At 64.1% G+C, this 25,397-nt stretch carries 24 protein-coding genes; 5 read left to right on the forward strand and 19 right to left on the reverse strand.

Annotation, left to right across the window (positions count from 1 at the left end; genetic code table 11):
- Nucleotides 1-43: 43 nt before the first annotated feature.
- On the forward strand, nucleotides 44-1,360 hold the full coding sequence (locus LIX93_RS20355) for a sorbosone dehydrogenase family protein (protein WP_226505860.1): 1,317 nt from the start codon (nucleotides 44-46) through the stop codon (nucleotides 1,358-1,360).
- 58 nt (nucleotides 1,361-1,418) lie between these two features.
- Here the strand turns inward: LIX93_RS20355 and LIX93_RS20360 are convergent, their stop codons facing one another.
- The 3 genes from LIX93_RS20360 to galB all read right to left on the reverse strand — a co-directional run bounded on the left by LIX93_RS20360 (nucleotide 1,419) and on the right by galB (nucleotide 4,100).
- On the reverse strand, nucleotides 1,419-2,501 hold the full coding sequence (locus tag LIX93_RS20360) for a 4-oxalomesaconate tautomerase (protein ID WP_226505861.1): 1,083 nt from the start codon (nucleotides 2,499-2,501) through the stop codon (nucleotides 1,419-1,421).
- A 151-nt stretch (nucleotides 2,502-2,652) separates the two neighbouring features.
- Nucleotides 2,653-3,360: a 4-carboxy-4-hydroxy-2-oxoadipate aldolase/oxaloacetate decarboxylase gene (locus LIX93_RS20365; RefSeq protein ID WP_226505862.1), complete on the reverse strand. Its 708-nt coding sequence runs from the start codon at nucleotides 3,358-3,360 to the stop codon at nucleotides 2,653-2,655.
- Entirely contained in the window at nucleotides 3,357-4,100 is a 744-nt protein-coding gene (gene galB / locus LIX93_RS20370) for a 4-oxalmesaconate hydratase (RefSeq protein ID WP_226505863.1), read from the reverse strand. The genes LIX93_RS20365 and galB overlap by 4 nt, the downstream gene beginning before the upstream one ends.
- A 125-nt stretch (nucleotides 4,101-4,225) precedes the next feature.
- On the opposite strand from galB, the gene LIX93_RS20375 reads away from it, so the two are divergent.
- Nucleotides 4,226-5,416 (forward strand): LysR family transcriptional regulator, encoded by a 1,191-nt coding sequence (locus LIX93_RS20375; protein ID WP_226505864.1) that lies wholly within the window; start codon nucleotides 4,226-4,228, stop codon nucleotides 5,414-5,416.
- Nucleotides 5,417-5,447: 31 nt separating this feature from the next.
- On the opposite strand, the gene LIX93_RS20380 is transcribed toward LIX93_RS20375, so the two are convergent.
- The 6 genes from LIX93_RS20380 to LIX93_RS20405 form a co-directional block, all read right to left on the reverse strand.
- On the reverse strand, nucleotides 5,448-6,704 hold the full coding sequence (locus tag LIX93_RS20380) for a gallate dioxygenase (protein ID WP_226505865.1): 1,257 nt from the start codon (nucleotides 6,702-6,704) through the stop codon (nucleotides 5,448-5,450).
- Nucleotides 6,705-6,760: 56 nt separating this feature from the next.
- Nucleotides 6,761-8,107, reverse strand: coding sequence for an aromatic acid/H+ symport family MFS transporter (locus tag LIX93_RS20385; protein ID WP_226505866.1), 1,347 nt, complete (start codon nucleotides 8,105-8,107; stop codon nucleotides 6,761-6,763).
- A gap of 108 nt (nucleotides 8,108-8,215) precedes the next feature.
- On the reverse strand, nucleotides 8,216-9,133 hold the full coding sequence (locus LIX93_RS20390) for a DUF1932 domain-containing protein (RefSeq protein ID WP_226505867.1): 918 nt from the start codon (nucleotides 9,131-9,133) through the stop codon (nucleotides 8,216-8,218).
- The gene (locus tag LIX93_RS20395) at nucleotides 9,130-10,455 is read right to left on the reverse strand and encodes a cation:dicarboxylase symporter family transporter (protein ID WP_226505868.1); all 1,326 of its coding nucleotides are present in this window, start codon (nucleotides 10,453-10,455) and stop codon (nucleotides 9,130-9,132) included. The genes LIX93_RS20390 and LIX93_RS20395 overlap by 4 nt, the downstream gene beginning before the upstream one ends.
- 105 nt (nucleotides 10,456-10,560) lie before the next feature.
- Entirely contained in the window at nucleotides 10,561-11,433 is an 873-nt protein-coding gene (locus tag LIX93_RS20400; RefSeq protein WP_226505869.1) for an oxygenase MpaB family protein, read from the reverse strand.
- 6 nt (nucleotides 11,434-11,439) lie between these two features.
- Nucleotides 11,440-12,654, reverse strand: a complete 1,215-nt coding sequence (locus LIX93_RS20405; protein ID WP_226505870.1) for a multidrug effflux MFS transporter — start codon at nucleotides 12,652-12,654, stop codon at nucleotides 11,440-11,442.
- A 208-nt stretch (nucleotides 12,655-12,862) separates the two neighbouring features.
- Between LIX93_RS20405 and LIX93_RS20410 the strand changes: the two genes are divergently transcribed.
- The 3 genes from LIX93_RS20410 (at nucleotide 12,863) to LIX93_RS20420 (ending at nucleotide 16,535) form a co-directional block, all read left to right on the forward strand.
- On the forward strand, nucleotides 12,863-13,765 hold the full coding sequence (locus LIX93_RS20410; RefSeq protein WP_226505871.1) for an AEC family transporter: 903 nt from the start codon (nucleotides 12,863-12,865) through the stop codon (nucleotides 13,763-13,765).
- 213 nt (nucleotides 13,766-13,978) lie between these two features.
- On the forward strand, nucleotides 13,979-14,491 hold the full coding sequence (locus tag LIX93_RS20415; protein WP_226505872.1) for a cytochrome b/b6 domain-containing protein: 513 nt from the start codon (nucleotides 13,979-13,981) through the stop codon (nucleotides 14,489-14,491).
- Between the two features lie 259 nt (nucleotides 14,492-14,750).
- A complete protein-coding gene (locus tag LIX93_RS20420) occupies nucleotides 14,751-16,535 on the forward strand; it encodes a sensor domain-containing phosphodiesterase (protein WP_226505873.1) in 1,785 nt (594 codons plus the stop codon).
- A gap of 149 nt (nucleotides 16,536-16,684) precedes the next feature.
- On the opposite strand, the gene gspD is transcribed toward LIX93_RS20420, so the two are convergent.
- From gspD to gspF, 10 genes are all read right to left on the reverse strand, one after another.
- Nucleotides 16,685-19,003 (reverse strand): type II secretion system secretin GspD, encoded by a 2,319-nt coding sequence (gene gspD / locus LIX93_RS20425; RefSeq protein ID WP_226505874.1) that lies wholly within the window; start codon nucleotides 19,001-19,003, stop codon nucleotides 16,685-16,687.
- Entirely contained in the window at nucleotides 19,000-19,560 is a 561-nt protein-coding gene (locus LIX93_RS20430; protein WP_226505875.1) for a general secretion pathway protein GspN, read from the reverse strand. Before LIX93_RS20430 ends, gspD begins: the two co-directional genes overlap by 4 nt.
- Entirely contained in the window at nucleotides 19,557-20,168 is a 612-nt protein-coding gene (gene gspM / locus LIX93_RS20435; RefSeq protein ID WP_226505876.1) for a type II secretion system protein GspM, read from the reverse strand. The genes LIX93_RS20430 and gspM overlap by 4 nt, the downstream gene beginning before the upstream one ends.
- Nucleotides 20,152-21,237, reverse strand: coding sequence for a type II secretion system protein GspL (locus LIX93_RS20440; RefSeq protein WP_226505877.1), 1,086 nt, complete (start codon nucleotides 21,235-21,237; stop codon nucleotides 20,152-20,154). Before LIX93_RS20440 ends, gspM begins: the two co-directional genes overlap by 17 nt.
- Nucleotides 21,234-22,103, reverse strand: a complete 870-nt coding sequence (locus LIX93_RS20445; RefSeq protein ID WP_226505878.1) for a type II secretion system protein GspK — start codon at nucleotides 22,101-22,103, stop codon at nucleotides 21,234-21,236. Before LIX93_RS20445 ends, LIX93_RS20440 begins: the two co-directional genes overlap by 4 nt.
- Nucleotides 22,103-22,708 (reverse strand): prepilin-type N-terminal cleavage/methylation domain-containing protein, encoded by a 606-nt coding sequence (locus tag LIX93_RS20450; protein WP_226505879.1) that lies wholly within the window; start codon nucleotides 22,706-22,708, stop codon nucleotides 22,103-22,105. Before LIX93_RS20450 ends, LIX93_RS20445 begins: the two co-directional genes overlap by 1 nt.
- A gap of 92 nt (nucleotides 22,709-22,800) precedes the next feature.
- Nucleotides 22,801-23,139: a general secretion pathway protein GspI gene (locus tag LIX93_RS20455; protein WP_260524856.1), complete on the reverse strand. Its 339-nt coding sequence runs from the start codon at nucleotides 23,137-23,139 to the stop codon at nucleotides 22,801-22,803.
- Between the two features lie 191 nt (nucleotides 23,140-23,330).
- Nucleotides 23,331-23,765: a GspH/FimT family pseudopilin gene (locus LIX93_RS20460; RefSeq protein WP_226505881.1), complete on the reverse strand. Its 435-nt coding sequence runs from the start codon at nucleotides 23,763-23,765 to the stop codon at nucleotides 23,331-23,333.
- Nucleotides 23,765-24,175 (reverse strand): type II secretion system major pseudopilin GspG, encoded by a 411-nt coding sequence (gspG, locus tag LIX93_RS20465; RefSeq protein WP_226505977.1) that lies wholly within the window; start codon nucleotides 24,173-24,175, stop codon nucleotides 23,765-23,767. Before gspG ends, LIX93_RS20460 begins: the two co-directional genes overlap by 1 nt.
- 21 nt (nucleotides 24,176-24,196) lie before the next feature.
- The gene (gene gspF, locus LIX93_RS20470) at nucleotides 24,197-25,396 is read right to left on the reverse strand and encodes a type II secretion system inner membrane protein GspF (protein WP_226505882.1); all 1,200 of its coding nucleotides are present in this window, start codon (nucleotides 25,394-25,396) and stop codon (nucleotides 24,197-24,199) included.
- Nucleotide 25,397 lies beyond the last annotated feature (1 nt).

Here is a 25,397-nt window from a genome sequence, read left to right on the forward strand (position 1 = left end):
CACTGCACATAACAAGACCAATGGGAAACACAGGGAACCTGCCATGTACATCACTCGCCTCGCCGCGCTGATCAGTCTCAGCGCCGCCCTCGCCGCCTGCGGCGAAACCTCCAGTCTGCAAGTCAGCGACGGCACCGGCCCCAGGCCTGAACTGCCGCCGCCCAACAAGACCTTGCTGCCCACCGTCAACATCGCCCCAGCCGTGGGCTGGCCCGAAGGCGCCAAACCTGTCGCCGCACCGGGCACCCAGGTGGCGGTGTTCGCCCGCGAACTGCATCACCCACGCTGGTTGTACGTATTGCCGAACGGCGACGTGCTGGTGGCCGAGACCGACGCCCCGCCCAAACCCGACGACAGCAAAGGGATCAAGGGCTGGATCGCCAAGAAGGTCATGAGCCGCGCCGGTTCAGGCGTACCCAGCCCCAACCGCATCACCCTGTTGCGCGACAAGGACGGCGATGGGGTGGCCGAAACCCGCAGTACGTTCCTGAGCAACCTCAACTCGCCGTTCGGCATGGTGCTGGTCGGCGATGACCTGTACGTGGCCGATACCGACCAGTTGCTGCACTTCAAATATGCCCAGGGCGCCAGCTCGATCACCACCCCCGGCGACAAGATCGTCGACCTGCCGGGCGGGACCATCAATCACCACTGGACCAAAAACGTCATTGCCAGCCAGGACGGCAAGAAGCTCTACGTCACCGTCGGCTCCAACAGCAACGTCGCGGAAAACGGCCTGGAGGCCGAGAAAGGCCGCGCGGCGATCTGGGAAGTCGACCCGCTCACCCATCAGCAACGGATTTTCGCCTCCGGCCTGCGCAACCCCAACGGCCTGGCCTGGGAGCCCAGGACCGGTGCCTTGTGGACCGCGGTCAACGAGCGTGACGAGATCGGCAGCGACCTGGTGCCGGACTACATCACCTCGGTCAAGGACGGCGCCTTTTATGGCTGGCCCTTCAGCTATTACGGGCAGCATGTGGACGAGCGCGTGAGCCCACCGAACCCCGAGCTGGTGGCCAAGGCGATTGCCCCCGACTACGCGGTCGGGCCGCACACGGCGTCACTGGGACTGGCGTTTGCCGAGGCCAATGCGTTGCCCGCACCCTTTACCGATGGCGCGTTCATCGGCCAGCATGGCTCGTGGAACCGTAAACCGCACAGCGGCTACAAAGTGCTGTTCGTGCCGTTTGCCGACGGCAAGCCGAGCGGGTCGCCGGTGGATCTGTTGACGGGTTTCCTGGATAAGGACGAGAACGCCATGGGCCGGCCGGTAGGCGTGGTGGTCGATCACCGCGGCGGGGTGTTGGTGGCGGACGACGTGGGTAATCGTATCTGGCGGGTGACGGCGGTGAAGCGGTAGGACCGCTCTGTGGTGAGGGGGGCTTGCTCCCCCACCACAGAGAACGGCGACTAGCGCGTCAGGGCCATAGACTTCGCAGATCTGCGGGGATACACACCACCCCATCAAACAACAACCGCGTGGTGCGCAGCAGCCCGCACCCGGTGATCACGCCGTTATCGCGGCGGATCTCCACGGTGAACTCGCCACTCGGATGCTCCACCGAGACATTCAGCAGCGCGCCCTCCGGCACCTGCGCCAACCCCTCGGCCACCGACCCCTCGAGCAAACAGGCCGACGCGACGCTCACCGCGCCGAACACTCCGATCGAGGCATGGCAGGTGTGTGGAATAAAAGTCCGACTGCTGATTGCTCCGCCGTCCATGGGCGCCGCGATCAGGCTCATCTTCGGCACCGTCCGTGCGCTCACATCGCCCAGATTCATCAACGGCCCGGCCTGTAACCGAATCGACTCCAGACGCGCTTTCAAGCCCTCATCGGCATTCAAGTCGGCGCGGCTTTCACGGCCCGTCAGCCCCAAGTCCGCGGCCCGCAACAGCACCACCGGCATGCCGTTATCGATACAGGTGACCTCGATACCGTCGATGCGATCACGCACCTGGCCCGTGGGCAACAACGCGCCGCAACTGGAGCCGGCAATATCGTCAAAACGCACTATCACCGGCGCGGCACTGCCGGGCACGCCGTCGATGATCGCCGCGCCGTCGTAGCGCACTTGACCATCGATGGTCTGCACCAGCGCGGTAGCGGTCTGACCGGTGTTTTCCATATAGATGCGCACTGCGGTTTGCTCGCCCTGGGCCGCCACCAAGCCGCGCTCCAGCGCAAATGGCCCGACCCCGGCGAGGATGTTGCCGCAATTCTGGCCGTAATCGACCCGTGGCTGATCCACCACGACCTGGGCGAACAGGTAGTCGACGTCGGTGCCGGGGCGGGTCGATGCGCGGATGATCGCCACCTTGCTGGTCAATGAGTCCGCCCCGCCGATGCCGTCGATCTGGCGCGGGTCCGGCGAGCCCATGGCAGCCAGCAATACCCGGTCGCGCTGCGCAGGATCGGCGGGCAGATCGTCCGCGAGGAAGTACGCGCCCTTGGACGTGCCGCCGCGCATCATCAGGCAGGGTATGCGGGTTTGGGGCATGGTTCGAATCTCCATCACGACAAAACATAAGTGCCAGCCCTACCGGCCTCTTCGCGGGCAAGCCTTGCTCCCACAGCGTCCGAGTCGAACACCTGTGGGAGCAAGGCTTGCCCGCGAAGGGGCCGGCATAAACGCCGCATGGCTTCAGGCCTTACACGTCATCCAGACTATCGACATACCGCAAGCCCTTCTCCGCCAGCCGCGGGCGCATGTTGTAGATATCCAGCCCCAGTTCCCCGGCAGCAAGACGCAGGCGCTTCTGCTCTTCGAGATCCGCCCGTTTGCGGCTGGCCTCGACCACCGCGGGCAACTCATCGCGGCGTACGATCACCACACCGTCGTCGTCCGCCAGCACTACATCGCCCGGATTGACCAATTGCCCGGCACACACGATGGGGATATTCACTGACCCCAGGGTCTCCTTGATCGTCCCCTGGGCATGCACAGCCCGCGACCATACGGCAAAGCCCATCTCACGCAAGGTGCGGGTATCGCGCACCCCGGCGTCGAGCACCAGGCCAAGCACCCCTCGGGCCTTCAACGAAGTCGCGAGCAAATCGCCGAAAAAACCGTCGGTGCACGGTGAACTGGGCGCCATCACCAGAATGTCCCCAGGCTGACACTGCTCTACCGCCACGTGGAACATCCAGTTGTCCCCCGGCGCCGCCAGCACGGTGACCGCCGAGCCGCTGAGGGCGAAGTCCTGCTGGATCGGCCGAATCGACGGCGCCAACAGTCCCTTGCGGCCCTGCGCCTCATGCACGGTGGCAACGCCGTACTGGGTCAGTTCTGCGATCAACGCCTGGTCGGCGCGCTGGATATTGCGCACCACCACACCGGTCTTTCCTACACTGCTCATCCCAGATTCTCCGTGACCCGTGGAAAGATGCTCTGATAGCCCTCGGCGTAGACGATGTTCTTTTTCGCCGTGATGCCGATGTTGCGCTTGGCCTGCACGCCGCGCTGCAGGGCCACGCGGGTGTAGTACTCCCACAGGTGCTCCTGACCAGCCATGCACTGGATCGCGGCGTACTTTTTGTCCCAGACCTCGGTGATGTCCAGCAGTACGTCGGGCTTCCACTCGCACTGCTCGGGCTGGTGGGGTTCGAAGCTGTACACCGGCGGCGCACCGACGATCTGCTCGCCGGGCTTGTAGCCCTCGGCCTGGGCGATGATGCGTGCTTCCTGGGTCAGGTGAATGGCCAGCGGGTGATCATAGTTGTACGGGTCCTTGAGCGAATGGCTGAGGACGAACTCCGGTTGCACACGACGGAACACATCGGCCAGGCGGAACAGCGTGTCCTTGTCGGCGCGCATGGGGTAATCACCGATATCGAAGAACTCCACGCTCGCGCCGAGAATGTCGGCGGCGGCCTGGGCTTCTTCGCGGCGCGCGGCCTTGACGGTGGCTTCGGTCATCTCGGCGCCCTTGCGCCACAGCTTGGCCGACTCGCCGCGCTCGCCGAACGACAGGCAGACGATATGCACCTTGTAGCCCTGAGCGGCATGCAGGGCGATCGAGCCGCCGGCGCGCCAGACGAAGTCGGCTGAGTGGGCGCTGACCACCAGGGCGGTTTTGGCGGGGCTGTTGTTATTCATGCAAAGGCTCCTGCTTTTTTAGTCTGGCCATGCTGTCACGCCACGCCATAACGCAATAATGCGTTCAGTTAGGGCTGGTATACTTTTTACTTATCGGCCCTCATTGCCTGACTGGTAACCGCCCCATGCCCGAGCAGCCCCTGCCTTCCCTCATGCAGATCCGCGCCTTCGTGCGTGTAGCCGAACACGGCAGCATCTCCCGCGCGTGTGAGGTATTGCTGCGCGCGCAATCGGTGATCACCCGAGCCATCCGCGATCTTGAGATTCGCCTCGATGTGCCGCTGTTCGAACGCCACGCCAGCGGCATGCTCCTCAGCGGCTATGGCAAAGCCATCCTGCCGCGCGCGGTGCGGGTGCTGGCTGAGCTGGAGGCCATTCCGGCACTGCTCGGCCATGCCGCCCACGAGCCGCTGTACCTGCTGCAAACGCGGCGCCTGGAAATCTTCGTCAAACTCTGCGAAACCCGCCACATGCAAACGGTGGCCAAGGCCTTCGGCCTGACCCAACCGGCCATCAGCGCCGCGCTCAAGGCCCTCGAAGACGGCGCCGGCAAGGGGCTGTTCGAGCGCACCGCGCGCGGGCTGCAGCCAACCCAGGCCAGCCACGACATCCTCTATCCGATCCGCCGCGCGCTCAACGATCTGCGCCGCATCGACGCCGATGTCGCCGCCATCAAGGGCTCGCTGCAAGGCGTGGTGATGGTCGGCGCGCTGCCACTGGGGCGCACACGCATCCTGCCCCAGGCCATCGTGCAGTTGCTTGAGCAACACCCCGGCGTGCGCATCGCCACCAATGAAAGCCCGTTCAATCTGCTGGCCCTGGAACTGCGAGCCGGGGATGTGGATTTCGTCTTCGGCGCCCTGCGTGCCAGCGATTACGCCAGCGACTTGCACGGCGAACGGTTGCTGACCGAGGAGATGGTGATACTGGTGCGCCGCGGGCATCCGCTGCTGGACCGCAGCCTGAACCTGACCGAGCTGGATGATGCGCGCTGGGTACTGCCGCGAGCGGATACTCCAGCGCGATTGCTGCTGGAGGCGCACTTTCAGCAGATTGGCAGCCCGTCGCCTGAACCGGTAGTAGAGACCGGCGACATGGCGATCATCCGTGGCCTGCTGATGCGCTCGGACATGCTCGCCGTGGTGTCGGCACACCAATTGGAATACGAGATGGCCAGTGGTGAACTGCAGCCGTTGCGCCTGACGCTGCATGACACTCTGCGTCCCATCGGCCTGATCTACCGCAGCAACGGCCTGCCATCGCCTGCGGCCGAGGCATTGATGGCGCAGATCCGCAGCGTGGCAAAAAACCTGTAGCGAGGGGGCCTGGCCCTCGCTACGGGGAACCTCAGCGCTTGCCCGCCACCGAATACGTCACCTGCTGATTACGGGTCTGCTGGAACGCCTCCAGGCTCAAGCCCTTCATCGCCGAATAGATATGCAGGTTCGACACCCCCACCACCGCGCCCAGTTTCTCCAGCAAAAAGAAGATCGCCCCGTAGCGAATCAGCCCCTGCCAGTCGCGCTCGCTGACCAGTCGGCGCTCTTCATCCGTCAACTGATGCTCCTCGAACAGCACCTCGGGCGTTTCGAGGAAACGCTGGCGCCAGCCGGGCTCGATCAGCCGATGCAGGAAGCGATTCAAGCGATAACCCTTGTGGCTGCGCTCCAGATCGAACGGATAGGTACCGGGCAGCTTCTCGATTCCGGCCAGTTGATAGCCGATGTGGTCGCGGTGGCGCTGCAGTGCATCCACCGGCACCTCGCGCGCCTGGTTCTCCAGCAGCAAGGTGGCGATGCCGGTCATCGATGGCAGGTAATAGTCCTGATGCAGCTTGACCACGTTGGCCGACAAGGCCCCGCGCATGATCAGCCAGGTGATCACCTCCGAGCCCTCCATGCCGCCCAGGGTGGCGTATTCAGCCAAGGTGATGTCCGTCAGGCGCTCGGGATCGTTGACGAACAGATCGAGAAACTGCGCGTCCCATTCCGGGTTGTTGAAGCCGCATCGCTCGCCGTGCACCTGGTGCGACACGCCGCCTGTGGCAACGATGGCAACCTTGAGGTCTTCGGGATAGCTCTCGATCGCCCGGCGCAGCGCCTGGCCGAGTTTGTAGCAACGCTTGGCACTGGGGATCGGAAACTGCAACACGCCCACCTGCAGCGGCACCACCTGCACCGGCCAGCCGTCCTTGAACGGCATGAGCGCCGACATCGGCGAGAACAGACCGTGGTCGATGGGCTTGTCGCGGAAGAACGCCATGTCGAACTCATCGGCCATCAAGCTCTGGCCGATGTGCCGCGATAACGCCGCGTGGCCGCCAATGGCCGGCAGGTCGCGCTTGCCGCCGCCCTCGTCGGCGACGTCGTACTGGTCGTCCACCCCCAGCGCGAAGGCCGAATAGTGGTCGAAGAAAAACGACGTCACATGATCGTTGAAGATGTAGAACAGCACGTCCGGCTGCTTCTCGGCGAGCCAGGCCTTGATCGGCTCGAAGCTGGCGAAGATCGGCGCCCAGGCCGCTTCCGACTGTTTGTCGTGATCGACCGCATAGCCGATGGTGGGCGTGTGTGATACGGCGAGGCCGCCGATGATGCGCGCCATGTGAAGGTCTCCAGAATAAATGCAAAAACACGGCGGGCCCGCAAGCCCGCGACTTATCAATGGTTGAGTTCAGGCAGTACTCCGAGGGCCTGCCGCGGCTTGGGGCCGGCCAGAATAGCCAGCGCCGCCAGCAGCGCCGGGATGCCGAGCACGGCGAATACCAGGCTCATCGGCAGCCCCAGGCTCAACAGCGCGCCGCCAGTGAGGGAGCCGAAAATGCCACCGAAGCGGCCGATGCCGAGCATCCAGCTGACGCCTGTAGCACGGAAATCCGTTGGGTACTGGCCCGGCGCAAAAGCGTTGAGGCCCGTCTGCGCTCCATTCATGCAAAACCCCGCCGCGAACACCAGCACACCTAACGCCGAGGCGCCGATCTCGACGAAACCCAGAGCGAATATGCACAGCGCGCCGCCTACGTAAGCCAGGGCAATCGCCGCCTTTGGATTGAAGCGGTCCATGGCGAAGCCGACCAACAAGATCCCTGCCAGGCCGCCGAACTGGAACATGGCGGTGATCACCGCCGCGCGTTCGAGGCTGATGCCGGCATCCTTGATCAGGGTCGGCATCCAGCCGGTCAACAGATAGATGACTAGCAGGCCCATGAAATAGGTGCCCCACAGGCTCAGCGTGCGCCAGCGGTATTCAGCGGTAAACAGGTGCGACACCTTGCGCCCTGCCGATTCGCGCGCAACCGGCGCGCTGACCACAAAGCTCACGGTGTCTGAAAATTCCGCCCCCATGCGCTTCAGTACGGCCATGATGCGCTCTCGGGGGAAACGCCGATTGATCATCAAGTCCACCGATTCCGGCAGCAGAAAGTACAGCACCGGCAGCAGCGCCAGCGGCAGCACACCACCCACCAGCAGCACGGCGTGCCAGCCAAACGAGGGGATCATCCATGCCGACACGAAGCCACCCATGGCCGAGCCCAGCCCGAAGCCCATGAACATCGAGGTGATCAAGCGCCCCCGCAACCGCGCCGGAATATATTCGGACAGCAGCGTGGTGCTGTTAGGCATCGCTGCGCCCAGCCCCAGGCCGGTGAGAAAGCGCAATGCGGCCAGCTCCAACGGCGAGCGCGCGAAGGCACACAAAAGGCTGAACACCCCAAAACAGGCGACCGACGCCAAGAGCACGCGGCGCCGCCCCAGGCGGTCAGAGTAAGGCCCGGACATCAAAGCGCCCGCTGCCAGCCCGACCATGGCCGAGGCGAGGATCGGACCGAAGGCAGACTTGCTGATGCCCCAGTCGGCAATCACCGCCGGCGCAATGAAGCCCATGATGGCGGCGTCAAAACCGTCGAAGGTGACGATCAAAAAACACAAACCGAGAATCAGCCATTGAAAGCGGGAGACGGATCGCTGATCGATCCAGTGTTTGATGTCCACGGCGGGAGTGTTCATCGATGCGACCCTTTTATTTTGATTGTGGGGCTGCATGACGCCAAGCAGGGGCGTTTGCAGGTAGCGCCAGCATAGGCTGGCGCGGCCTGTGAAGCGTCTGTGAAATGTTTAAACAGGTATCGGTTCTATTGATCGACCATACAGTTCATCGACCAGCACCTGCCAATCGAAGGGGTCGCTATACGCCAGACCCTGCTCGGCCATCCGCTCGACCAGGCCGCGCTGGGTCTGCACAATCGCCAGGCTCATGTGCGGGCTGACGCCGACATCGGCTGCGGTCTTGGCCACCTCCTCCATCTCTTCGGCGCGGCGCCGCCCATGCTCGGCGACGCGGCTGATCAGGTAATGGGGCTGGCGCGCATCCCAGCCCATGCCCGGGAAGCTCTTGTGCAGCGAGGCCAGCACCCGCTCTTCGGCGCCATACTGGCGGGCGGTCGCCAGGCACTCAGTGGTCAGGGCTTCGAGCCCCTTGATCATCACGCTGCGGCACATTTTGATGGCCGAGGCGACACCGATGCGATCGGCCACCACCTGGATGTTGAAGCCCAGCGGTGTCAGCCAGTCCGCCAGCTGCTGCGCCTGTGGGCCGCCCAGCAGGATCGGTGTCTGCAAGCGCTGCGGCGGTACCGGTGCCATCACTGCGGCGTCGACGTAAAGGCCACTGCGGGCTTCGATGGCCGCGCTGGCAGCTTGCTTGGTCGCCGGCGCCACCGAGTTGATGTCCATGAACAATTGCTGGGGCTGCAGGTGCGCCGCAGCCTGCTCGGCGACCTGCAAGGCCGACCCGGCCGTGACCGCCGAGATCACCAGTTGCACACCTTGGATAGCACTGGCCGCACTCTCGCACAGCTCGACACCCGCAGCCTGAGCTTTGGCCTGCAGCGCCGGCCGCCGCGCCGCGTCCTCGAACAGCCGGTCGTAGACATGAACGCTGACGCCTTGGGCAGCGAGGTCCTGACCAATAATGCCGCCGGCCTCACCGAAACCGATCAGGGCCACATGTTGCAGGGATGCTGGGGTAGTCATTTGAGGCTTTCCTTGAAGACAGGTTGTGGGGTGACAGGCGCTTGCTCGGCCATAGCTCCAGTGCTATCAGGGTTGCGCAGACAGGCGTCGAAGCGTTCGCGATCGAAGAGTTTTTCCCACTTGCAGATCACGATCACCGCCACGCTGTTACCGATGACATTGGTGGTCGAGGTAGCGATGGCCAGCACCCGGTCGATGCCGAACAACAGGCCAAGTGAACCGAGCGGCACCACATGCACTGACTGCAAGGTGGCCGCTAGTTTGATCACCGCACCACCGGCCGCACCGGCGCCGCCCTTGGAGGTCAGCAACATCACCGCCATGATGCTGATCTGCTGGCTGAGGGTCAGGCTGGTGTCGGTGGCCTGGGCCAGGAATCCCAGGCCGCAGGCCATGTACAAACAGGCGCCATCGATATTGAAACTGTAACCGGCAGGCAACACGAACCCGACCACGGCCTCATCGCAACCGGCCTTGGTGAGTTTGTCGACCAACCGCGGGAACGCCGCCTCACTGGAAGCCGTGCCCATGGCGATGATGGCTTCCTCCTTGATGACCCGCAGTATCTTGAAGATCGACAGCCCGGCCAGGGCCGCCACGCTGCCCAGCACCAGGAAGATAAAGATCAGCGTGCTGGCGTAGTACGTGAGGATGTAGCGCAGCAGGTACAGCAAGGTCTGTGAGCCGAAACTGCCAACGGCGGCGGCCATAGCGCCGAATGCACCGATGGGCGACAGGCGCATGATGTAGCTGAGCAACTTGAAGGTCAGGGTCTGGCCCTCGGAGAGCAGCTTGAGGCCCAGCCAGTCGGGTTTGGCGCACTGCGCCAGGGCAATGCCTACCAGCACCGACACGAATAGCACCGGCAGAATATCGCCCTCGACAAAGGCCGAGGCCAGGGTCTTGGGGATGATCGAAAGGAAGAAATGCCCGATGTCGAAACTGCCGCCCGACAGCGCCGCATTCACCGTGGCCGCTTCGCCGGCATTCAGGCTGTCACCGAGGTTGGCGTGCAGCCCCTCGCCGGGACGCACCAGCGACACCACAGTAAAGCCGACAACCATTGCCAGGCTGCTGACCACCTCGAAGTACACCAGGGTCTTGATGCCGATGCGGCCCAAGCGCCGGAAGTCGCCGATATGGGCGATACCGTGGACCACGGTGAAGAAAATGATCGGGCCCAGGAGCATCTTCAACAGCGCGATGAAGGCGCTGCCCAGGGGTTTCATCTGTATGGCGACGGAGGGTGCGGCAAGCCCGAGCACGATGGCCAATGCCATCGCGATCAGCACCTGGATGTACAGTTTGCCGAGCAATTTCATGGGGGGCGACCTTGTTTTTATTATTCAGGTCGAGGGTGGCACAGGGGGGCGTGGTCAGGGCAATGCGTAAGCCTTGCGGGACCATGCCTTTTGTTTATCGGGCCGCTAGAGGGGCAGATCGAGGCGTTTGCGAGCGCGGTGGATCGAGCCGTTGCGCAGCGCCCAGCGCATCGCACCTGCCACGGGCTGCGTGGTGGCACGCACCAGGCTGCGGCGCAGCGGCGAATGCTCGATACCGAAGAGTTGCGCGGCCCACGCGGGCAGCAGATCCACCCCGGCTTGCAGCATCAGGGCCCCCACCGGCCGCGCCAGCACGCTCGGCGCGGGCGCGGTGTGCAGCAAGCGCAACACCTCGAGACTGCGTTCATCGCACGACAATTGCCCACGCATGCCGTCGATATAAGCGACGATCGCGCGGGCATTGGTTGGGACATGCTCGGCGCCGAGCCGTCGCGCGATCAGGGCGGTTTCGGCGTAGTAACGATCCTGCTCGGCCAGCGACAGGTGCGGGTTGAGATAGCGCAAATGCGCGGCCATGAAGCTGTGCACTTCGGCCACGTGCACCCAGGTCAGCAGCGCTGGATCACTGGCCGCGTAGGGCCGGCCATCTGCGGCGGTACCGACGACCTTCTCATGCAGGGTGCGGACCTTGTCGATCAGCCAGTCGGCGTCCGCTCGCGCGGCGAAGGTGGTGCCCGCAATGAACTGCCCGGTGCGGCGCAGGCGGCCGGTCATGTCGTCGCGGAAGTTGGAGTGATCCCACACCCCGGCCAGCGCCAGCGGGTGGAGCATCTGCAGCAGCAAAGCGGTGATGCCGCCGATCAGCATGCAAGGGAAATCGCCGTGTACCCGCCAGCACACTGCATCGGGGCCGTACAAACCGGGGTCGCCCTTGGGCTGTTCGAAATCGATCTGCCCCAGCGCCAGGCCGGTCATGCTGAGCATTTGTGCTTCGATGCGGCGGCGCAGGTATTCCATAGGGCTTCAGGTTTCCATCGGTGCGGCTTCGGCGGCCGTAGCGCGCGCCAGGCCCAGCACCAGCAGCAAGGTCAAAAGGGCAAAACCGGCCATGGTGGCGGTCATGCCGAGTATACCCAGCGGCGGCAGCAGCAGGCTCACCAACAGGCTGGCCAGGGCGCCGGCGAACATCTGAATCGAGGTCAGCAGCCCGCCGGTGACACCCGCCAGCGCTGGCAACGGCTCCAGTGCGCCTTGCGCGGCACAGGGCGCGAGGATGCCGAACGCAGCGGTGGCCAGCACCAGGCACGGCATCAAGGTGACCAGCGTGGCGGTCGCCGTCAGTGACATCACCACCGCTGCGCCCGTGACCAGCACCGCGAGGATCACCCCGCATTGAATCAGCCGCTGAGGTGCCACGCCACGCTGGCCCAGCCAGCCACTCAGGCTGGCACCGGCGACAATGCCGCCACCCGTGCACGCAAACAAGATCGAATAGAGGGTCGTGCTAGCATGCAGGTGCTCGATCAGCACCACGGGAGAACCGGCCACGTAACCGAACATCCAGCCGAACCCCAGGGCATTGATCAACAGATGGTCGCGTACGGAGCGGTGGCTCAGGGCCTCGCGGTAATCCTGAATCAGGCTGCTGGCTTTGGCTGGGTTTGGCACTGGCGCAACGGTCTCTTCAAGGCCGAGCCAGGCCATCACCAGCAACAGCACGCCGCTCACCGCATTGATCGCATAGATGGCGCGCCAGCCCATCGCCGCCAGCACCGCCACGCCAAGCGCCGGCGCGACCATGGGCGCCATGTTCGCCACCACAGTGATCACCGCCAGCCGCGACTGCGCTGTCCGCCCTTCAAAACTGTCGCGCACCATGGCCATGGCCAGGGTCATCCCGGCGCCGGCACCCAGGCCCTGCAGCAGGCGGGCAATCAACAGGACGGTCATGTTCGGCGCCACCGTGGCCAGCACCCCGCCCAGCGCGAACAGCACCAGGCCGACCACCAGCAACGGCCGACGCCCATGACGGTCGGACAACGGCCCGTAGAAGAACGGACTCAGTGCAAAGCCGGCCATGAACAGGCTCAGGGTCATCCCCGCCAGCGATTGCGTGGAGTGCAGCGCATCGCCGATCCGGGTCAGCGCGGGCAACGCCATGTCGGTGGCAATCGGCGGCAGCGCGGCCAACGCCCCCAGGAACACCGCGAATGTCACGCCTGCCCTGCTCATCTTCATGCATTTACGCCTTATCACAGTCAAAAGGCCGCACGGGCGGCCAAAGGGATCAGTCTATCGGGATAAAAACCGCAACATCGGTCAGGGACTTCAGGTTACCGGCCATATGTAGCGCGCAGCGCTCTAAGTCGGGCGGTAGAAGAATGGTACGACAACCGACGTCCATTCGGTCAATAATGCCCGCCATGTATTCAAGGAGCCCAGCGCCGTGGCCGTCCCGCAAGTCATCCTGCCGATTTTTCTGCTGATCATCCTCGGCTATTTACTCGCCCGCCGCGGCCCGCTCAAACCCGAGATCAACAAGGGCCTGAGCAGCATCACCTTCTCGCTGTTCATGCCCATGGTGCTGTTCACCGGCATGGCCAACGCGCCCCTGCACGACGGTTTGAACGTGACACTCCTGGCCGCGTACTTCATCCCGGCCCTGATGATCTTCGCGCTGGTCAATGGCGTCACTCACTACTACGTCGGCCGCCCCACGCCCTACGGCCTGACCGCCGCCTTTGGCAATAACGCCCTGATCGGCATCCCGCTGGTGGCCGGGCTGTTCGGCAGCGGTGGGCTGGTGATGCTGTTCACCGTGCTGGCCGTGCACAGCTTGCTGCTGTTCAGTTTCCAGAGCCTGTACAACAGCTTCGCCGGCAACGAACCCTTCAAGGCCAGCACCCTGGTCGCCAGCCTCGCTAACCCGATGATCATTGGCCTGCTGGCCGGCGTGGCGTTGAACCTCAGCAACCTGCACCTGCCCGTCCCGCTGATGCAGCTGGCGCAATGGCTGGCTCAGGCAGCCCTGCCCTGCGCGCTAATCGTGCTGGGGGCGAATCTGGCAGGGTTTCGGCTCAAGCCCAGTGTCGAGGCGTTGGGGATTACCCTCGCCAAGCTGATGATCATGCCGTTGCTGGTGATCGTGGCGTGCCGGTTCTTTGGGGTGTATGGCATGCCGCGAGGGGTGCTGGTGCTGATGGCGGCGAACCCGTGCGGGGTCAATACCCTGGGGTTCTCGCGCACGTTGGAGGATAGCCAGAAGGCCAGTTCGGCGATTTGCTTGACCACGGTGTTGTCGGCGGTGACGTTGCCGTTGTGGATGTGGGTGAATGGGCTGGTGGGATAGTCAGGTTCATCGACCTTTTCCAGGGCTTTCACGTCCTCGATTAAGCGCGTCGCAGGCGGCATTGAGCCTGAACATGGCCGTGCACCCCGCTTCGGTCGACGGTGCGAGCAGGCACTGGGGGTCGGTTAGTAAAATCACCGTGCAAAAAACGTCCAACAGGCGTATACCACCGACGCAAATGCATCTGTTTCGCAAACGCTAACGGTAACCGCTATGCCTACCAGCTCCCCCTCGTCAGCTGAATCCCCCTACACCCCCGCTCGCAAATACCTGCATTGGCTGTCGGCGTTGATCATTCTGTGGGCGACGTTCAGTGGGTTCGGGGTCGGTCTGCTGGCGCCAGATGACCCGCTGCGGGTGTGGGTCGAGAATCTCAATCCGCAGCTGACCAGCCTGTTCATTCCATTTTTCCTGATGCGGTTGTGGCTGTATCTGCGGGATCGCCATATCGAGGTGCATAACCGTGTGGCGGGCTTGGTGCATGGGTTGTTGTATCTGATGATTTTCAGCGTACTGCTCAGTGGGGTGTTGATGATGACGCATCCGGTAAGGATGCTTTCGCTGGTGACGTTTCCGCAGTTGATCCATTCAAGTCAGGTGCTGGACCGCATCCATGAGGCGCATCATGTGCTGTGTGCACTGTTGGCGTTGCTGGTGGCGATGCACCTGGGGGCGGTGGCGGTGCATGCGCTGCGGGGGAAGTCAGTGTTGTACCGGATGCGGTGATCGCTTAGCGCTGCAAGATGTTATTGCTCGCGATGGGGCCCGTGGCATCAACTCAAGGTTCTCCCACTTATAAACCCGGAAATCGCATCCACCTCGATGCAATAGCCACCTTTCGGTAACAATCTCGACACCTTCCAGCGAAAATCCCCACCACACGTCGCCCGCCCGTGAAACCTTTGCCATCAGTTAGTGTCACAAGGCCATCACCCTGTTAATCTACTAGAAAGCCTCTGCCGTGCACCATTCGAAGGCCACCTCCATGCACAGTACCGATACTGCCGAATCCCAACGCCTGGCGGCTGTGCATGCGCTGCAATGGCTGGAAACCGCTCATAACGAGGATTTCCAGCGTATCTGCCGCTTGGCGGCGGCCTACTTCAAAGTGCCGACCGTATTAGTGTCACTGGTGGAGCAAGACCGCCAGTGGTTCCCGGCGCGTATTGGCTTCGCTGCCAGCGAAACGCCGATCAATCAGTCGATCTGTGCCTTGACCATCCGCCAGAACGGCGTGATGCAGATCCCCGATGCCCGGCAGGATCCGCGGGTGTGCAACAACACGCTGGTCACCGCCCCCGAAGGCATCCGTTTTTACGCCGGTGCGGCACTGCGCACCCGCTCGGGCTTCAATATCGGCAGCCTGTGCATCATCGACAAGCTTCCCCACGAACTGGCCCCGGGCGATAGCCTGGTGCTGCAGGACATGGCCGAAATGGTCATGGCGCAGATCGAACAACGGCAGATGCTCGACACCCGCGACCCGGTCAGTGGCCTGCCCAATCTGCGCCAGTTCCTGACCGATACCCGCGGCGTGCATCTCGATTCTCGCGCCCCGGCGCGCGTGATGATGCTGATCGAGGCGGTGGACAACCACTGGCAGCCCGACGACGGCGCCGACGACAATTTCAGCGCCCTGCGCTCCGGCGCCAAGCGCGTCAGTGACAAGCTGGCGCACATCCTCGAGGGTGTGGCGTGCCTGTACCAGCTCAGCGAGCAGCAGTTCTGCCTGATGCTGACCTGTCACCCCGATCGCCATCAGGAACTGACCAAGGCGCTGGTGGAGATGATCACCCAGCCCTTCCCTACTCAGGATTTCCCCTTGGCACCGTGCACCCGCATCGGTGTCGCCTGTTGCCTGGACGGCAGCCAGTCGGTGGGCAATCTGCTGCGCAAGGCCATCCATGCCGCCAGCGCCGCCGAGCGCGCGCGCAGCCGCTGGCAGGCCTATGACGAAAGCCGCGCGCATATCCATCGGCGCGCCTTCAGCCTGGTCAACGATTTCAGCGCGGCCATGGAAGGCGGCGGCATGTATTTGGAATTCCAGCCGCGCTTCAACCTGCAGGATGGCCGGCAACTGGGCGCCGAAGCCCTGCTGCGCTGGCGCCACCAGCACTTCGGACCGGTGTCGCCGGCCGAATTCATCCCGTTGATCGAACGTGCCGGGCAGATCAACCACGTCACGCGCTGGGTCATCGATCGTTCGCTGGCGGCCGTTGCGCAGTGGGCGCATGACGACAGCAAAGTGTCGATCAACCTGTCGGCGCTGGACTTTCAAGGCATGGACATCGCTCAGACCCTGAGCCGTGCCTGCAAGCTGCATCAGGTACCTGCCGAGCGCATCGAGGTGGAGATCACCGAGGGCGAGTGGATTCGCGAAGCGCCGAATGTGATCGGGCAATTGCAGCGGATTCGGGCGCTGGGCGTGGATGTCGCCATCGACGATTTCGGCACTGGCTACAGCAACTTCGCGTATCTGCGTGACATCCCGGCCAATGTGCTGAAGCTCGACCAATCGATCATCACCGACCTGGAAAACAAACCGCGTAACCGCGTGATCGCCCGCTCGGTGCTGCAACTGGCGCGCGAACTGGGGTACCGGACGGTGGCTGAAGGGATCGAAACGTTCAGAAGCTTGAGCCTGGTGAAGTCCTATGGCTGCCATGAGGCGCAGGGGTACTTCCTCAGTCGGCCGTTGCCGGCGGAGCGGCTGATGCGTGGTTACTCAGAGGATGCGGGTCAGGATTTCCCGTTGATTGCTTGCGGTTGAACGCTTGCGGGCTTGGCGTTGCTTGATCCGGCGCCTTCGCCGCCGAACACGCACCCTGGCTCCCACAGTGTCGACAGTCCCAGCGTCGTACACCTGTGGAAGCGGGCTTGCGCGTTCGGCGGCGAACGGGCCAGCCCTGATTCACCCCATCAAGGCTTGAGCAACTGCATCTGCTGCCGGTAATCGTCGGTCACCTGCTGCGCCTGGCTGTTCCCCGTCACCACGCGCGGCGTGATCAGCACGATCAACTCGGTACGCGCCTTCGACTTGGTGGTGCTGCCAAACAACCACTTGAGCCCCGGAATGCGCCCCAGATACGGCACCGCTGTGCTGGTGTCGCTGTTGTCCTGCTTGATCAAGCCCCCCAACAACACCGTCTGACCACTCTGCACCGCCACCTGAGTCGCCACCGAACGTGCGGAAATGGCCGGGTTGCTGTTGGTGGTGGTGACGTTACTGTAGTCGGCGTTGCTGACCTGCTGCTTGATGTCCATGTACACCAGGCCGCCCGGGTTGATGCGCGGCACCACATCGAGGATCACCCCGGTCTGCACGTATTCGACGCTGCTCAGGGTCGTGTCCGAGGTGGTGGTGTTGACCGAGGTCTGGTTGATCGGGATGTTCTCGCCCACCTGGATCTGCGCCTGCTGGTTGTTCATTACCACCAACGACGGCGCCGACAGCACCTGGGTGCGGCCATTGCTCTCCAGCGCATGCAAGGCCACTTGCAGATTCTTGCTGACGAACGAGTAGAACAGCGAATCGGTGCTGGCTAACGCTGCGCCGCCACTGCCCAGCGCGCCTTGGCTGCCCGAGGTATTGGATACCGTGGTGCTGGAAGAGTTACCGGCCAGGCGCCCGAGGTACCACTGCACGCCCATGTCCAGTTCACCGGTGAGGTTGACCTCGAGGATGCGCGTTTCGATCTGCACCTGCATGGGCGGATTGTCGAGGCGCTTGATGGCGCCTTCGATCTCCGTCCACTGTGCCGGGCGGGTGCGAATCAACAGTTGGTTGCTGCTCTTTTGCGCGGTGATGCGGGTGCTTTGGTCGAGGCTTTTTGCGGTGCCTTGGCTGCCGGCCGAATCACTGCTGCTGCCATCGCTGCCATCGCTGCTGGCGGTGCCGTCCTGATCGCTGTCGTCGTCGCTGCTCTGCTCGCTGCCGACGCTTTGCATGCTGTTGCCGTTGCTGCTGTTGAGGCCCTGGCCACTGCTGCCATTGAGGCCGCCGCTGCTCAGGCCACCGCTGGTGCCCGAGCTGTTGTTGCTGTTCAGCGAGGACAGGCTGGTGGTGCGCACACCCGGCGCAACCTTGGCGGCGCTGTCGTCCTTGATCTCGCCGTTGCCGTAGATCTGGCGCAGGTACTTGGCCAGGTCCGTGGCCTTCATGTTGCGCACGTCGTAGACGTACAGCTGCGGCTCGTTGCCACCGCCCTCGTCAATGGTGTGAATCCAGTCGCCGACTTCGCTCAGGTACTGCGGTTGCGACGAGATGGCGACCACCGAGTTGGTCCGCTCGATCGGCAAGAAGTGCACCATGCCGGCCAGCGGCATGCCGCTGTCGGGGCCGAACATTTTTTGCAGTTGCGGCATCAATTCGCCGACGGTGGCGCGCTGCAGGCCGTACACGCCGATGGACATGCCCTTGAGCCAGTCGACATCGAAGGTATTGATGGTGTCCTGGTAGTTGGCCAGCTCTTCGGGCGTACCGGCCAGGCTGAGCACGTTGCGGGCAGGGTCCACCAGCAGGAAGGCGTTCTCGCGGGCGAAGGGCTTGAGCAGTTTCTGCATCTCGGTGGCGGAGATGTAGCGCAGGCTGAACAAGCGCGCCGATAGGCCATTGGCCGGCCGCGCGGAGGCCAGCGTCGGCGTGAGTTTGCCACTCACCGCCTGGTTGGCCGGCAGGATCACGTAGCGGTTGCCCTGACGAATCATGGCGTTGTTGGTCCAGGACAGCAGGGTCTCGAGGATCGACAGCGCCTCGGTCTTGTTGACCGGCTGCGAGGTGGAGAAGCTGACGTCGCCGGTCACACCCTGGGCGATGCTGTAGTTCTCGTGCATCAGGTCGCCCATGACGCTGTTGATCACCGCTTCGATCGGCTGGTTGGTGAAGTTGAACATGATGTCGCCGGACGCCTGCCCTCCCTGGCCTGGCGTGCTGGCCGGCAGCGCCGTGGCGCGACTCGGCGCGGTGTGCACGAAGCTCTGGTTGCCGCGGATGATCTGCTGGCGTGCGCGACTCGCGGCCGGTGTGGCGGCGTCGTTGACCGGCGTGGCCAGCGGTGTGTCGTCCACTGCCGAGCGCTGGTCGCCGGTGCCGCGCAGGGCCTCGTGCATCAGCGCCGGATCGTTCTCGGTGCGGGTCGAAGGCATCGCGCAACCGGCAAGGGCGACGGCGGCGGCCAGGCAAAGCAGGGGGGTGCGCAAGGTGGCTATGTTACTGACTCCTGAGGGGATGATGTTCATGGTGCGGTCACTGGAGGCTCGGCCTCTTGAGGCGCATCCGTGTGCACGACTGATGGGGCGGGAAGCTTGGGGCCCGATGCGGCATCGGGCGGCGGCAGGCGCAAGGTCGGCAGGCTCAGCTGACGGGTCTGACCTTGGTGAACGAAGGTCGCCTGGCGCGGGGTCAGCGCTTGCAGCTGCCAACCGTTGTCGAGGCTGGCGCCGACTTTCAATTTGAGGCTGCGCGAGCCTTCGCGCAGCAGTGCCCATTGGGCGGCGCCGTCGAGCACCACACCGCTGAGGCTCAGGCCCGCGAGCCCGGTGTCGGCGGCGCGCTCGCCCGCCGGATCACCTTGGCGCGAAGGGCTGAACAGTGGCTGCTGCCAGATGAGCGCGAGGCGTTGCTCAGCCAGCTCCGGCATGGCCAGCGGACGAGCGTTGGCGTTGCTCATCGGCGGCGCGTCGGTGGGCGCCAGCCATTGAGGGTCTTGCCCGCTGCCGGTGAGCAGCATGGCCAACAGCACCGAGAGCAACACACAGGGGATCAGCAACAGCGGATTGAAGGGCAGCGTTTTCATCGGGCGACCTCCTTTGCCGCTGCCGGCTGCAGATAGCCGCTCACCAGCAGATGCACACGCAGGCGACCGGGGCCACCCGTGGCTGGCGCGGTGCTGTTGCGACGAATGCTCAGGCTGTCGACGAACAGCGCCGGCTGGCTGTATTCGATGTCATGTAAAAGATGCCCGAGGGGTTCGGCGGCGCAGTCCAGGGTCAGGCTGACTTTGACCTGACGATAGGGCTGAGCGCTGTCCTGCTCCGGGGTGATCGGCATGCGTTGGGTCAGTTCGCAGCCGGGGCCTTCGTCGGCGTGGGCCTTGATCAATTCGACGCTGTGCTGCATCAACTGCGCGGCCACGGCGCTGAGATCGTCACCGGGCAGCAGGCTGCTGCGGCTGGCAGGATCGCGGCGCGCCTGTTCGAGCTGCTGCTGCAGCAAGGTTTTTTGCGCCAGCTGGCCGGCGTAGCGTTGTTGCTGTTCGCGCAGGTCCTGCAACTGGTCGTCGATATCGCTCAACGGGCCAGTGAACCAGCTTTGCACCAGCAACCACCATGCTGCCCATAGCAGCAGGGCGAGGACGATGACCGCAGCGCCGCGGCGCTCGCGGGCGTTAAGCGGACGGCGCATCGGCGGCCTCCTTGCGCAGATGGGCACGCAGCGAAAAGTGATCCTTGCCAGTGTCGGCGTCGGGTTGAATGATGCCTTGGAACTGCGCGTCGACCAGGCTGTGGCAGCCCTTGACGCGGTTGATCAGATCACTGGCACTGGCGCTCTGGCCCGACAGCGTGACGTCGCCGCTGTCGCTGACCTCGAGCTGCTCGAGCCAGGTGTCGGCGCCCAGGCAGTCGGTGAGGTCGGCGAGCACCTGGGTCAGCGCTGGCTGTGCCAGTTTGCGTTGCGCCAGGTAGCGCGCGGCGCCGCGGGTATTGAGCAGTTCGCTGCGCAGTCGCTGCAGTTGCGCGACCTGCTGGCGCTGCTCGGCGACGCTGTTTTGCATGTCGTCCAATAGTGTTTGCCGGGCGTCGAGCCATAGCAGCATGCAGCCCAGCAGCAGCGTGGCGCTGATCGCCAGCAACCAGCGATCGATGCGGTTGCCGGCACGCTGTTTCGGCCGGGCGTGGGCGGGCAGCAGATCGATGCCGAGCGGCGTGCCGTGGGCATCGCGGACATCTACGGCTTGCAGAACGAGGCCCTGTTGCTGGCATTCATCGAGGATGGCTTGCAGGCGCTCGCGCAGGATCGCGACCAGCACGACTTTAGCCTGATGCTTGTCACGGCTGACGACCTTGGCGTCGAAATACAGTTGAGTGGCGTTGAAGGGGGTGTGTTTGTCCAGCTCGAAACCGAGGACGTCGCGCAGGTTGCGGGTGGCGATGACGGGGACACTGAGGTGTTGGATCAGCACGGTGCTGGCGGGCAGCAGCAAAATATGCCGGGCACCGGACAGAGTGGACGAAACGCCTTCCCTTGTAGGAGCTCCCACAAGCGCCGCATCGCCTAGGCTCAGCGGCCAGTCGAGCGTGCGGATCTGTGGCCCGCTGCCCATACGCGCACGCCAACGCGCCGGCAGCACGCCGTGCAGCTCGCTCAGCCACAAGCGCCAATAGCGCTGCGCCGGGCTGCCGCGCCAATGGCCGAGCAGGCGTTCGACCTGGGCTCGAAGCGGTGCCAGGGCGGTGGAATTCAATGGGTTCATTCTTGCCAACGCAGGACCCGGTAAGGCCGCGTCCCCTCCTTCGATGCATTAAGTAACAGGGTCACGCCCAGCGTCGTGGTGAAACCGTCGGGCAGGCGTGCCTGGCTATATAGCGTGAGAATCGGGCCTTGATCGCCGACCAGCGGGATGCCTTTGGCCAAGCCCAGGGCGCGCTTGAGCTGCGGGCTGGCGAAGGCGGCGTCGGGGCTGTCAAGGCCGCTCCACAGGGTGATGTCGGGGAGTAATGCGCCGTAGAGCGCCTCGGTCATGCCGGGCAGTTCGCGGGCTTCTTCGAGCAGGCGCAGCGGTGCCTGGCCAGCGCCGCGGCGCTGCTCAAGGGCGCGTTCAAGGTCATCGGCGAGGGGGTTCGGAGCGCCGACAGCCTTGAGCAGACGGCCGAAATCCGCAGCGGCGCCCGCGTTCAGATCCAGCTTGCCGCGCTCGCTGAACACGCTGATTTGCAGGGCACTGCCGTCGAAGTTCAAACCGTGGGGTTGGCCGTCGGCGAGCCATTGGCGGCGCGGATCGTGATCGAGCAAGGCGGCCACGGCGACGCCTACCCCGGCCTCGGCGGCGAACAGCGCTTGGGTGTGCTGATGTTGCCAGAGCGCCTGGCGGGTTTCGAGACGCACCCAACCGGCCAGGCCAGCGAGCAGGACGCTGAGCAAAGCCAGAACCCAGAGCACGACCAATAGCGCTATGCCGCGCTGGCGGTGGGCGTTGTGTGGCCAAGGTTGGAACGGCTTCAGCAGCGCGGGCCTCTTCGCGGGCAAGCCTTGCTCCCACAGGGAGGCGACTGCGGTGCAGCCGGCACTGTGGGAGCAAGGCTCGCCCGCGAAGGGGCCGGTAAGGATATGCACAGACATCACTGCCCACCCGCCTGTGCCGACAAGTCCAGCTTCAGTGCGACGCTCTGCAAGGTCCACGGCACCGGGCCGCCGAGGGTGGCGTCGATACGCACCGCCTGCGGCAGGCGGGCCGGCCATGGCCATTGCTCCAGCCAGCCGCTCGGTTGCCCCGTCGGCGTAGTGCCGCGGTAGCTCAGGTGCAGCGCCTTGACGTCATGCAGCAAGACCTGCGGCTCGCCGAATGCGTGGAGCGTCTGCCCGTCGAGCTGTGCCAGATCAACCACCAAGCGATGGTTCTGCCAACTGAATTGATGCTGATACAGGCCGCCCCCCATATGGCTCGGCAGCGGCGCATAAAACCTCATGCTCTGCGCCGAGCCCTGGAATATCTGCGGTGCTTGCGCGTCCGGCGAACCCGCGGCCAATGGTAGCGCCTGGCTGATCGAGCGACGTAAAAACCCTTGGCTGGCACGGACTTCATCCAGCCGCGTGCTGTAGCGATCGGCCTTGGCCACCGCGCGATTGGCACCGACGATCGCGCCGCCGATCAGCGTCAGCATCACCCCGAGCAGGCTGATCACGATGAGAATTTCGAGCAGGGTGAAGCCGGCGCTGCGGCGCATCGCGGGATGCTGCCTTGAACTGCCGAGGCGCACGGGGGGGTGTATCCACTGGGCACGCGGGCATGCCGATGGTCGAAGTTCGCTGCGGTGTTTCACGGCGCGGCCCCACTGCTGGCCGCGCGGGCTTGCAAGGTGCTGAAGCGCGCGTGGCGGCGGTCTTCGTCAAGGTTGAGGTCGAGGCGATACAGCGCAATTTGCGCGGTAGTGCTGGGCTGCTGGCTGACGTCCAGCTGCCAGCGCAACGCGCCATCCCAGGAGCCCTCGCTGCGCCCGGCATGCAGTGGGCCGTTGCTGAATTCATCCATCAACGAACGGGCGGCCAGGCTCAAACGGTCGCTGCGCTGCACCTGCTGCAAGGACTTGGCGCTTTGCCCGAAGGCGGTCAACAGTACGGCGCAGCACAGGGCCAATACGGTGAGGGCCGCCAGCATTTCCAAAAGGGTGAAGCCGCGCTGTGTGAATAGGGTTCGATGTGTATTGCCGCTGCGGGCCTCTTCGCGGGCAAGCCTTGCTCTCACGGGTGTACGCTCGAGCCCTGCTCGCACTGTGGGAGCCAGGCTTGCCCGCGAAGAGGCCACCAAGTCGTACACAAAGTCCGGATCAATAAAGGTGCGCAGGGCAATCACGGCACATCCCGCACAGCCACGCTGCCCGTCAGCCAACCAATATCGATACGCCAACGCTTGTCGCCTTCGCTGAGCAATACGTGCCCACCACTGGCCCCGCCGTCCGGATAGAACTCGAACGCAGCCCCCAGCTCCTGAGCGGTCTGCAACTGAATGTTCATATCCGCCGGCAGCGACTGCGCCGCCTGCCCGGGCGCCGCGAAACGCCGCTGCGCCAAGTCAAACCGCGTCTGCGCCGGCTGTCCGCTGACGATCGCCTGCACCCGCGCCGCACGCAGCGCCTGCACCACCTGAGCGATGGCGCGGCGTTCGGCGGCGGCATGCAGCCCCTTGCCCACCCCAAAGGAAAGAATGCCCACGGTCACGCCGATGAGCACGATCACCACGAGCATTTCGAACAAGGTGAAGCCGCGGGCCCGGTGCATCGTCATTACTGCCAGTTACCCAGGTCGGCCTTGTAGCCATCCCCGCCTGCGACGCCATCCTGACCGTAGAAGATCAAGTCATAGCTGCCATGCTCACCCGGAAAGCGATAGCCAAACGCGTGACCGAACGGGTCCTTGAGGTCCGACGGCTTGGCATACGGGCCCATCCAGCCGCTGGCGTTGGCTGGCTTGGTCAGCAGTTGCTGCAGGTTGGCCGGCGGCGCGCCCACGTCCAACGCGTAGCTCTCGACCTTCATGCTCAAACTGGCCAACTGCGCCTTGCCCGCGCCGTACTTGCCCTTGTCGACATTGCCGCCCACCTGACGCACCACAATGGTAGCGACGATGCCCAGCAGCACGATCACTGCGAGCATTTCCAGCAGCGTAAAGCCGCCTTGGCGACGGCTGGACTTCATGGTTTTCATCGAATCGATTCCTCAGATATTACTGGTAAGGCTCATCAGCGGCAGCATGATGGCGAGCATGATCACCGCCACCATCACCGCCATGACCACGGTCAGGGTCGGTACCAGCGCGGCGAGCATCCGGTCGATACCGCGTTTGGCTTCTACATCGAACACATCCGCGACCTTGAGCAGCATCGCGTCGAGATTGCCGGCCTGTTCGCCGACCTCGATCATTTGCACGGCCAGTTCGGGCAGCAGCGGTTGCTCGCCAAACGCACTGGCCAACGTACCGCCCCCCTTGACCCACTCGCCGGCCTGCTCGACCTGCTGGACGATGGCACGATTGCCACAGACCTGGCGCACGATCAGCAGCGCCTGCAACAAGGCCACCCCGTTGCTCAACAAGGTGCCCAGCGTGCGGGCGAGCCGCGCCGCTTCAATGCGCTGCAGCAGCGGACCAATGACGCGAACCGACAACAGCCGACGATCGAAGCGCAGCCGCCGGGCCGGATCGCGACGGCGCCAGGCGATGCCCCAGACCAGCACGATCAGCCCGGCGAGTATCAACAGCCCGTCATCGCTGAGCACCTGACCGACTCGCAGGATGACCTCGGTGATCAACGGAATCGGCACCCCCAGATCGCGAAAGATCGGCACGAACTGCGGCACCACATAGGCCAGCAGCAGGGCCAGCGAGCCGAGCACGCCGACCACCAGAAAGATCGGATAGATCAGCGCATTGATGACTTCACCGCGCAAGGTCTCGCTGCGCTCCAGATACTCGGAGAGCTGGCGCAGGGTGCTTTCCAGCGAACCACCGGCTTCACCGGCGCGCAGCATACTGATATAGAGCGTCGAGAACTGCCCGCCCTCTTCTTCCAGCGCCTGGGACAGCGGCTTGCCCGCCTTGACCTGCTCGCGTATGCGCTCCAGCAGGGCACGGCGCTTGGGCTCGTTGCTCTGCTTGAGCAAGATGCCGAGGGATTTTTCCAGCGGCTGGCCGGCGCCCAAAAGGGTTGCCAACTGCTGGGTGAAACTCACCAGCGCCGCGCCACTCAGCGCACTGCGCCGACGCCCCAGCGCACTGGCGCCAGCGCTGGCCTGAATACTCAAGACCATCAACCCGCGTTTTTGCAGGAGCGCTACGGCGGCCGGCTGATCGGCGGCGCTGATCGCCCCGCGCTGGCTGGCGCCTTCGCTGTCGACGGCGTGGTAATTGAAGTCGGCCATA

It is taken from the genome of Pseudomonas sp. MWU16-30317 (assembly GCF_020515695.1).
Lineage (GTDB): Bacteria > Pseudomonadota > Gammaproteobacteria > Pseudomonadales > Pseudomonadaceae > Aquipseudomonas.

Coding starts and splice junctions, on each gene's coding strand:
- LIX93_RS20355 (WP_226505860.1), top strand. CDS start 44: ATGTACATCACTCGCCTCGCCGCGCTGATCAGTCTCAGCGCCGCCCTC.
- LIX93_RS20360 (WP_226505861.1), bottom strand. CDS start 2,501: ATGCCCCAAACCCGCATACCCTGCCTGATGATGCGCGGCGGCACGTCC.
- LIX93_RS20365 (WP_226505862.1), bottom strand. CDS start 3,360: ATGAGCAGTGTAGGAAAGACCGGTGTGGTGGTGCGCAATATCCAGCGC.
- galB (WP_226505863.1), bottom strand. CDS start 4,100: ATGAATAACAACAGCCCCGCCAAAACCGCCCTGGTGGTCAGCGCCCAC.
- LIX93_RS20375 (WP_226505864.1), top strand. CDS start 4,226: ATGCCCGAGCAGCCCCTGCCTTCCCTCATGCAGATCCGCGCCTTCGTG.
- LIX93_RS20380 (WP_226505865.1), bottom strand. CDS start 6,704: ATGGCGCGCATCATCGGCGGCCTCGCCGTATCACACACGCCCACCATC.
- LIX93_RS20385 (WP_226505866.1), bottom strand. CDS start 8,107: ATGAACACTCCCGCCGTGGACATCAAACACTGGATCGATCAGCGATCC.
- LIX93_RS20390 (WP_226505867.1), bottom strand. CDS start 9,133: ATGACTACCCCAGCATCCCTGCAACATGTGGCCCTGATCGGTTTCGGT.
- LIX93_RS20395 (WP_226505868.1), bottom strand. CDS start 10,455: ATGAAATTGCTCGGCAAACTGTACATCCAGGTGCTGATCGCGATGGCA.
- LIX93_RS20400 (WP_226505869.1), bottom strand. CDS start 11,433: ATGGAATACCTGCGCCGCCGCATCGAAGCACAAATGCTCAGCATGACC.
- LIX93_RS20405 (WP_226505870.1), bottom strand. CDS start 12,654: ATGAAGATGAGCAGGGCAGGCGTGACATTCGCGGTGTTCCTGGGGGCG.
- LIX93_RS20415 (WP_226505872.1), top strand. CDS start 13,979: ATGCCTACCAGCTCCCCCTCGTCAGCTGAATCCCCCTACACCCCCGCT.
- LIX93_RS20420 (WP_226505873.1), top strand. CDS start 14,751: ATGCACAGTACCGATACTGCCGAATCCCAACGCCTGGCGGCTGTGCAT.
- gspD (WP_226505874.1), bottom strand. CDS start 19,003: ATGAACATCATCCCCTCAGGAGTCAGTAACATAGCCACCTTGCGCACC.
- LIX93_RS20430 (WP_226505875.1), bottom strand. CDS start 19,560: ATGAAAACGCTGCCCTTCAATCCGCTGTTGCTGATCCCCTGTGTGTTG.
- gspM (WP_226505876.1), bottom strand. CDS start 20,168: ATGCGCCGTCCGCTTAACGCCCGCGAGCGCCGCGGCGCTGCGGTCATC.
- LIX93_RS20440 (WP_226505877.1), bottom strand. CDS start 21,237: ATGAACCCATTGAATTCCACCGCCCTGGCACCGCTTCGAGCCCAGGTC.
- LIX93_RS20445 (WP_226505878.1), bottom strand. CDS start 22,103: ATGTCTGTGCATATCCTTACCGGCCCCTTCGCGGGCGAGCCTTGCTCC.
- LIX93_RS20450 (WP_226505879.1), bottom strand. CDS start 22,708: ATGCGCCGCAGCGCCGGCTTCACCCTGCTCGAAATTCTCATCGTGATC.
- LIX93_RS20455 (WP_260524856.1), bottom strand. CDS start 23,139: ATGCTGGCGGCCCTCACCGTATTGGCCCTGTGCTGCGCCGTACTGTTG.
- LIX93_RS20460 (WP_226505881.1), bottom strand. CDS start 23,765: ATGACGATGCACCGGGCCCGCGGCTTCACCTTGTTCGAAATGCTCGTG.
- gspG (WP_226505977.1), bottom strand. CDS start 24,175: ATGAAGTCCAGCCGTCGCCAAGGCGGCTTTACGCTGCTGGAAATGCTC.
- gspF (WP_226505882.1), bottom strand. CDS start 25,396: ATGGCCGACTTCAATTACCACGCCGTCGACAGCGAAGGCGCCAGCCAG.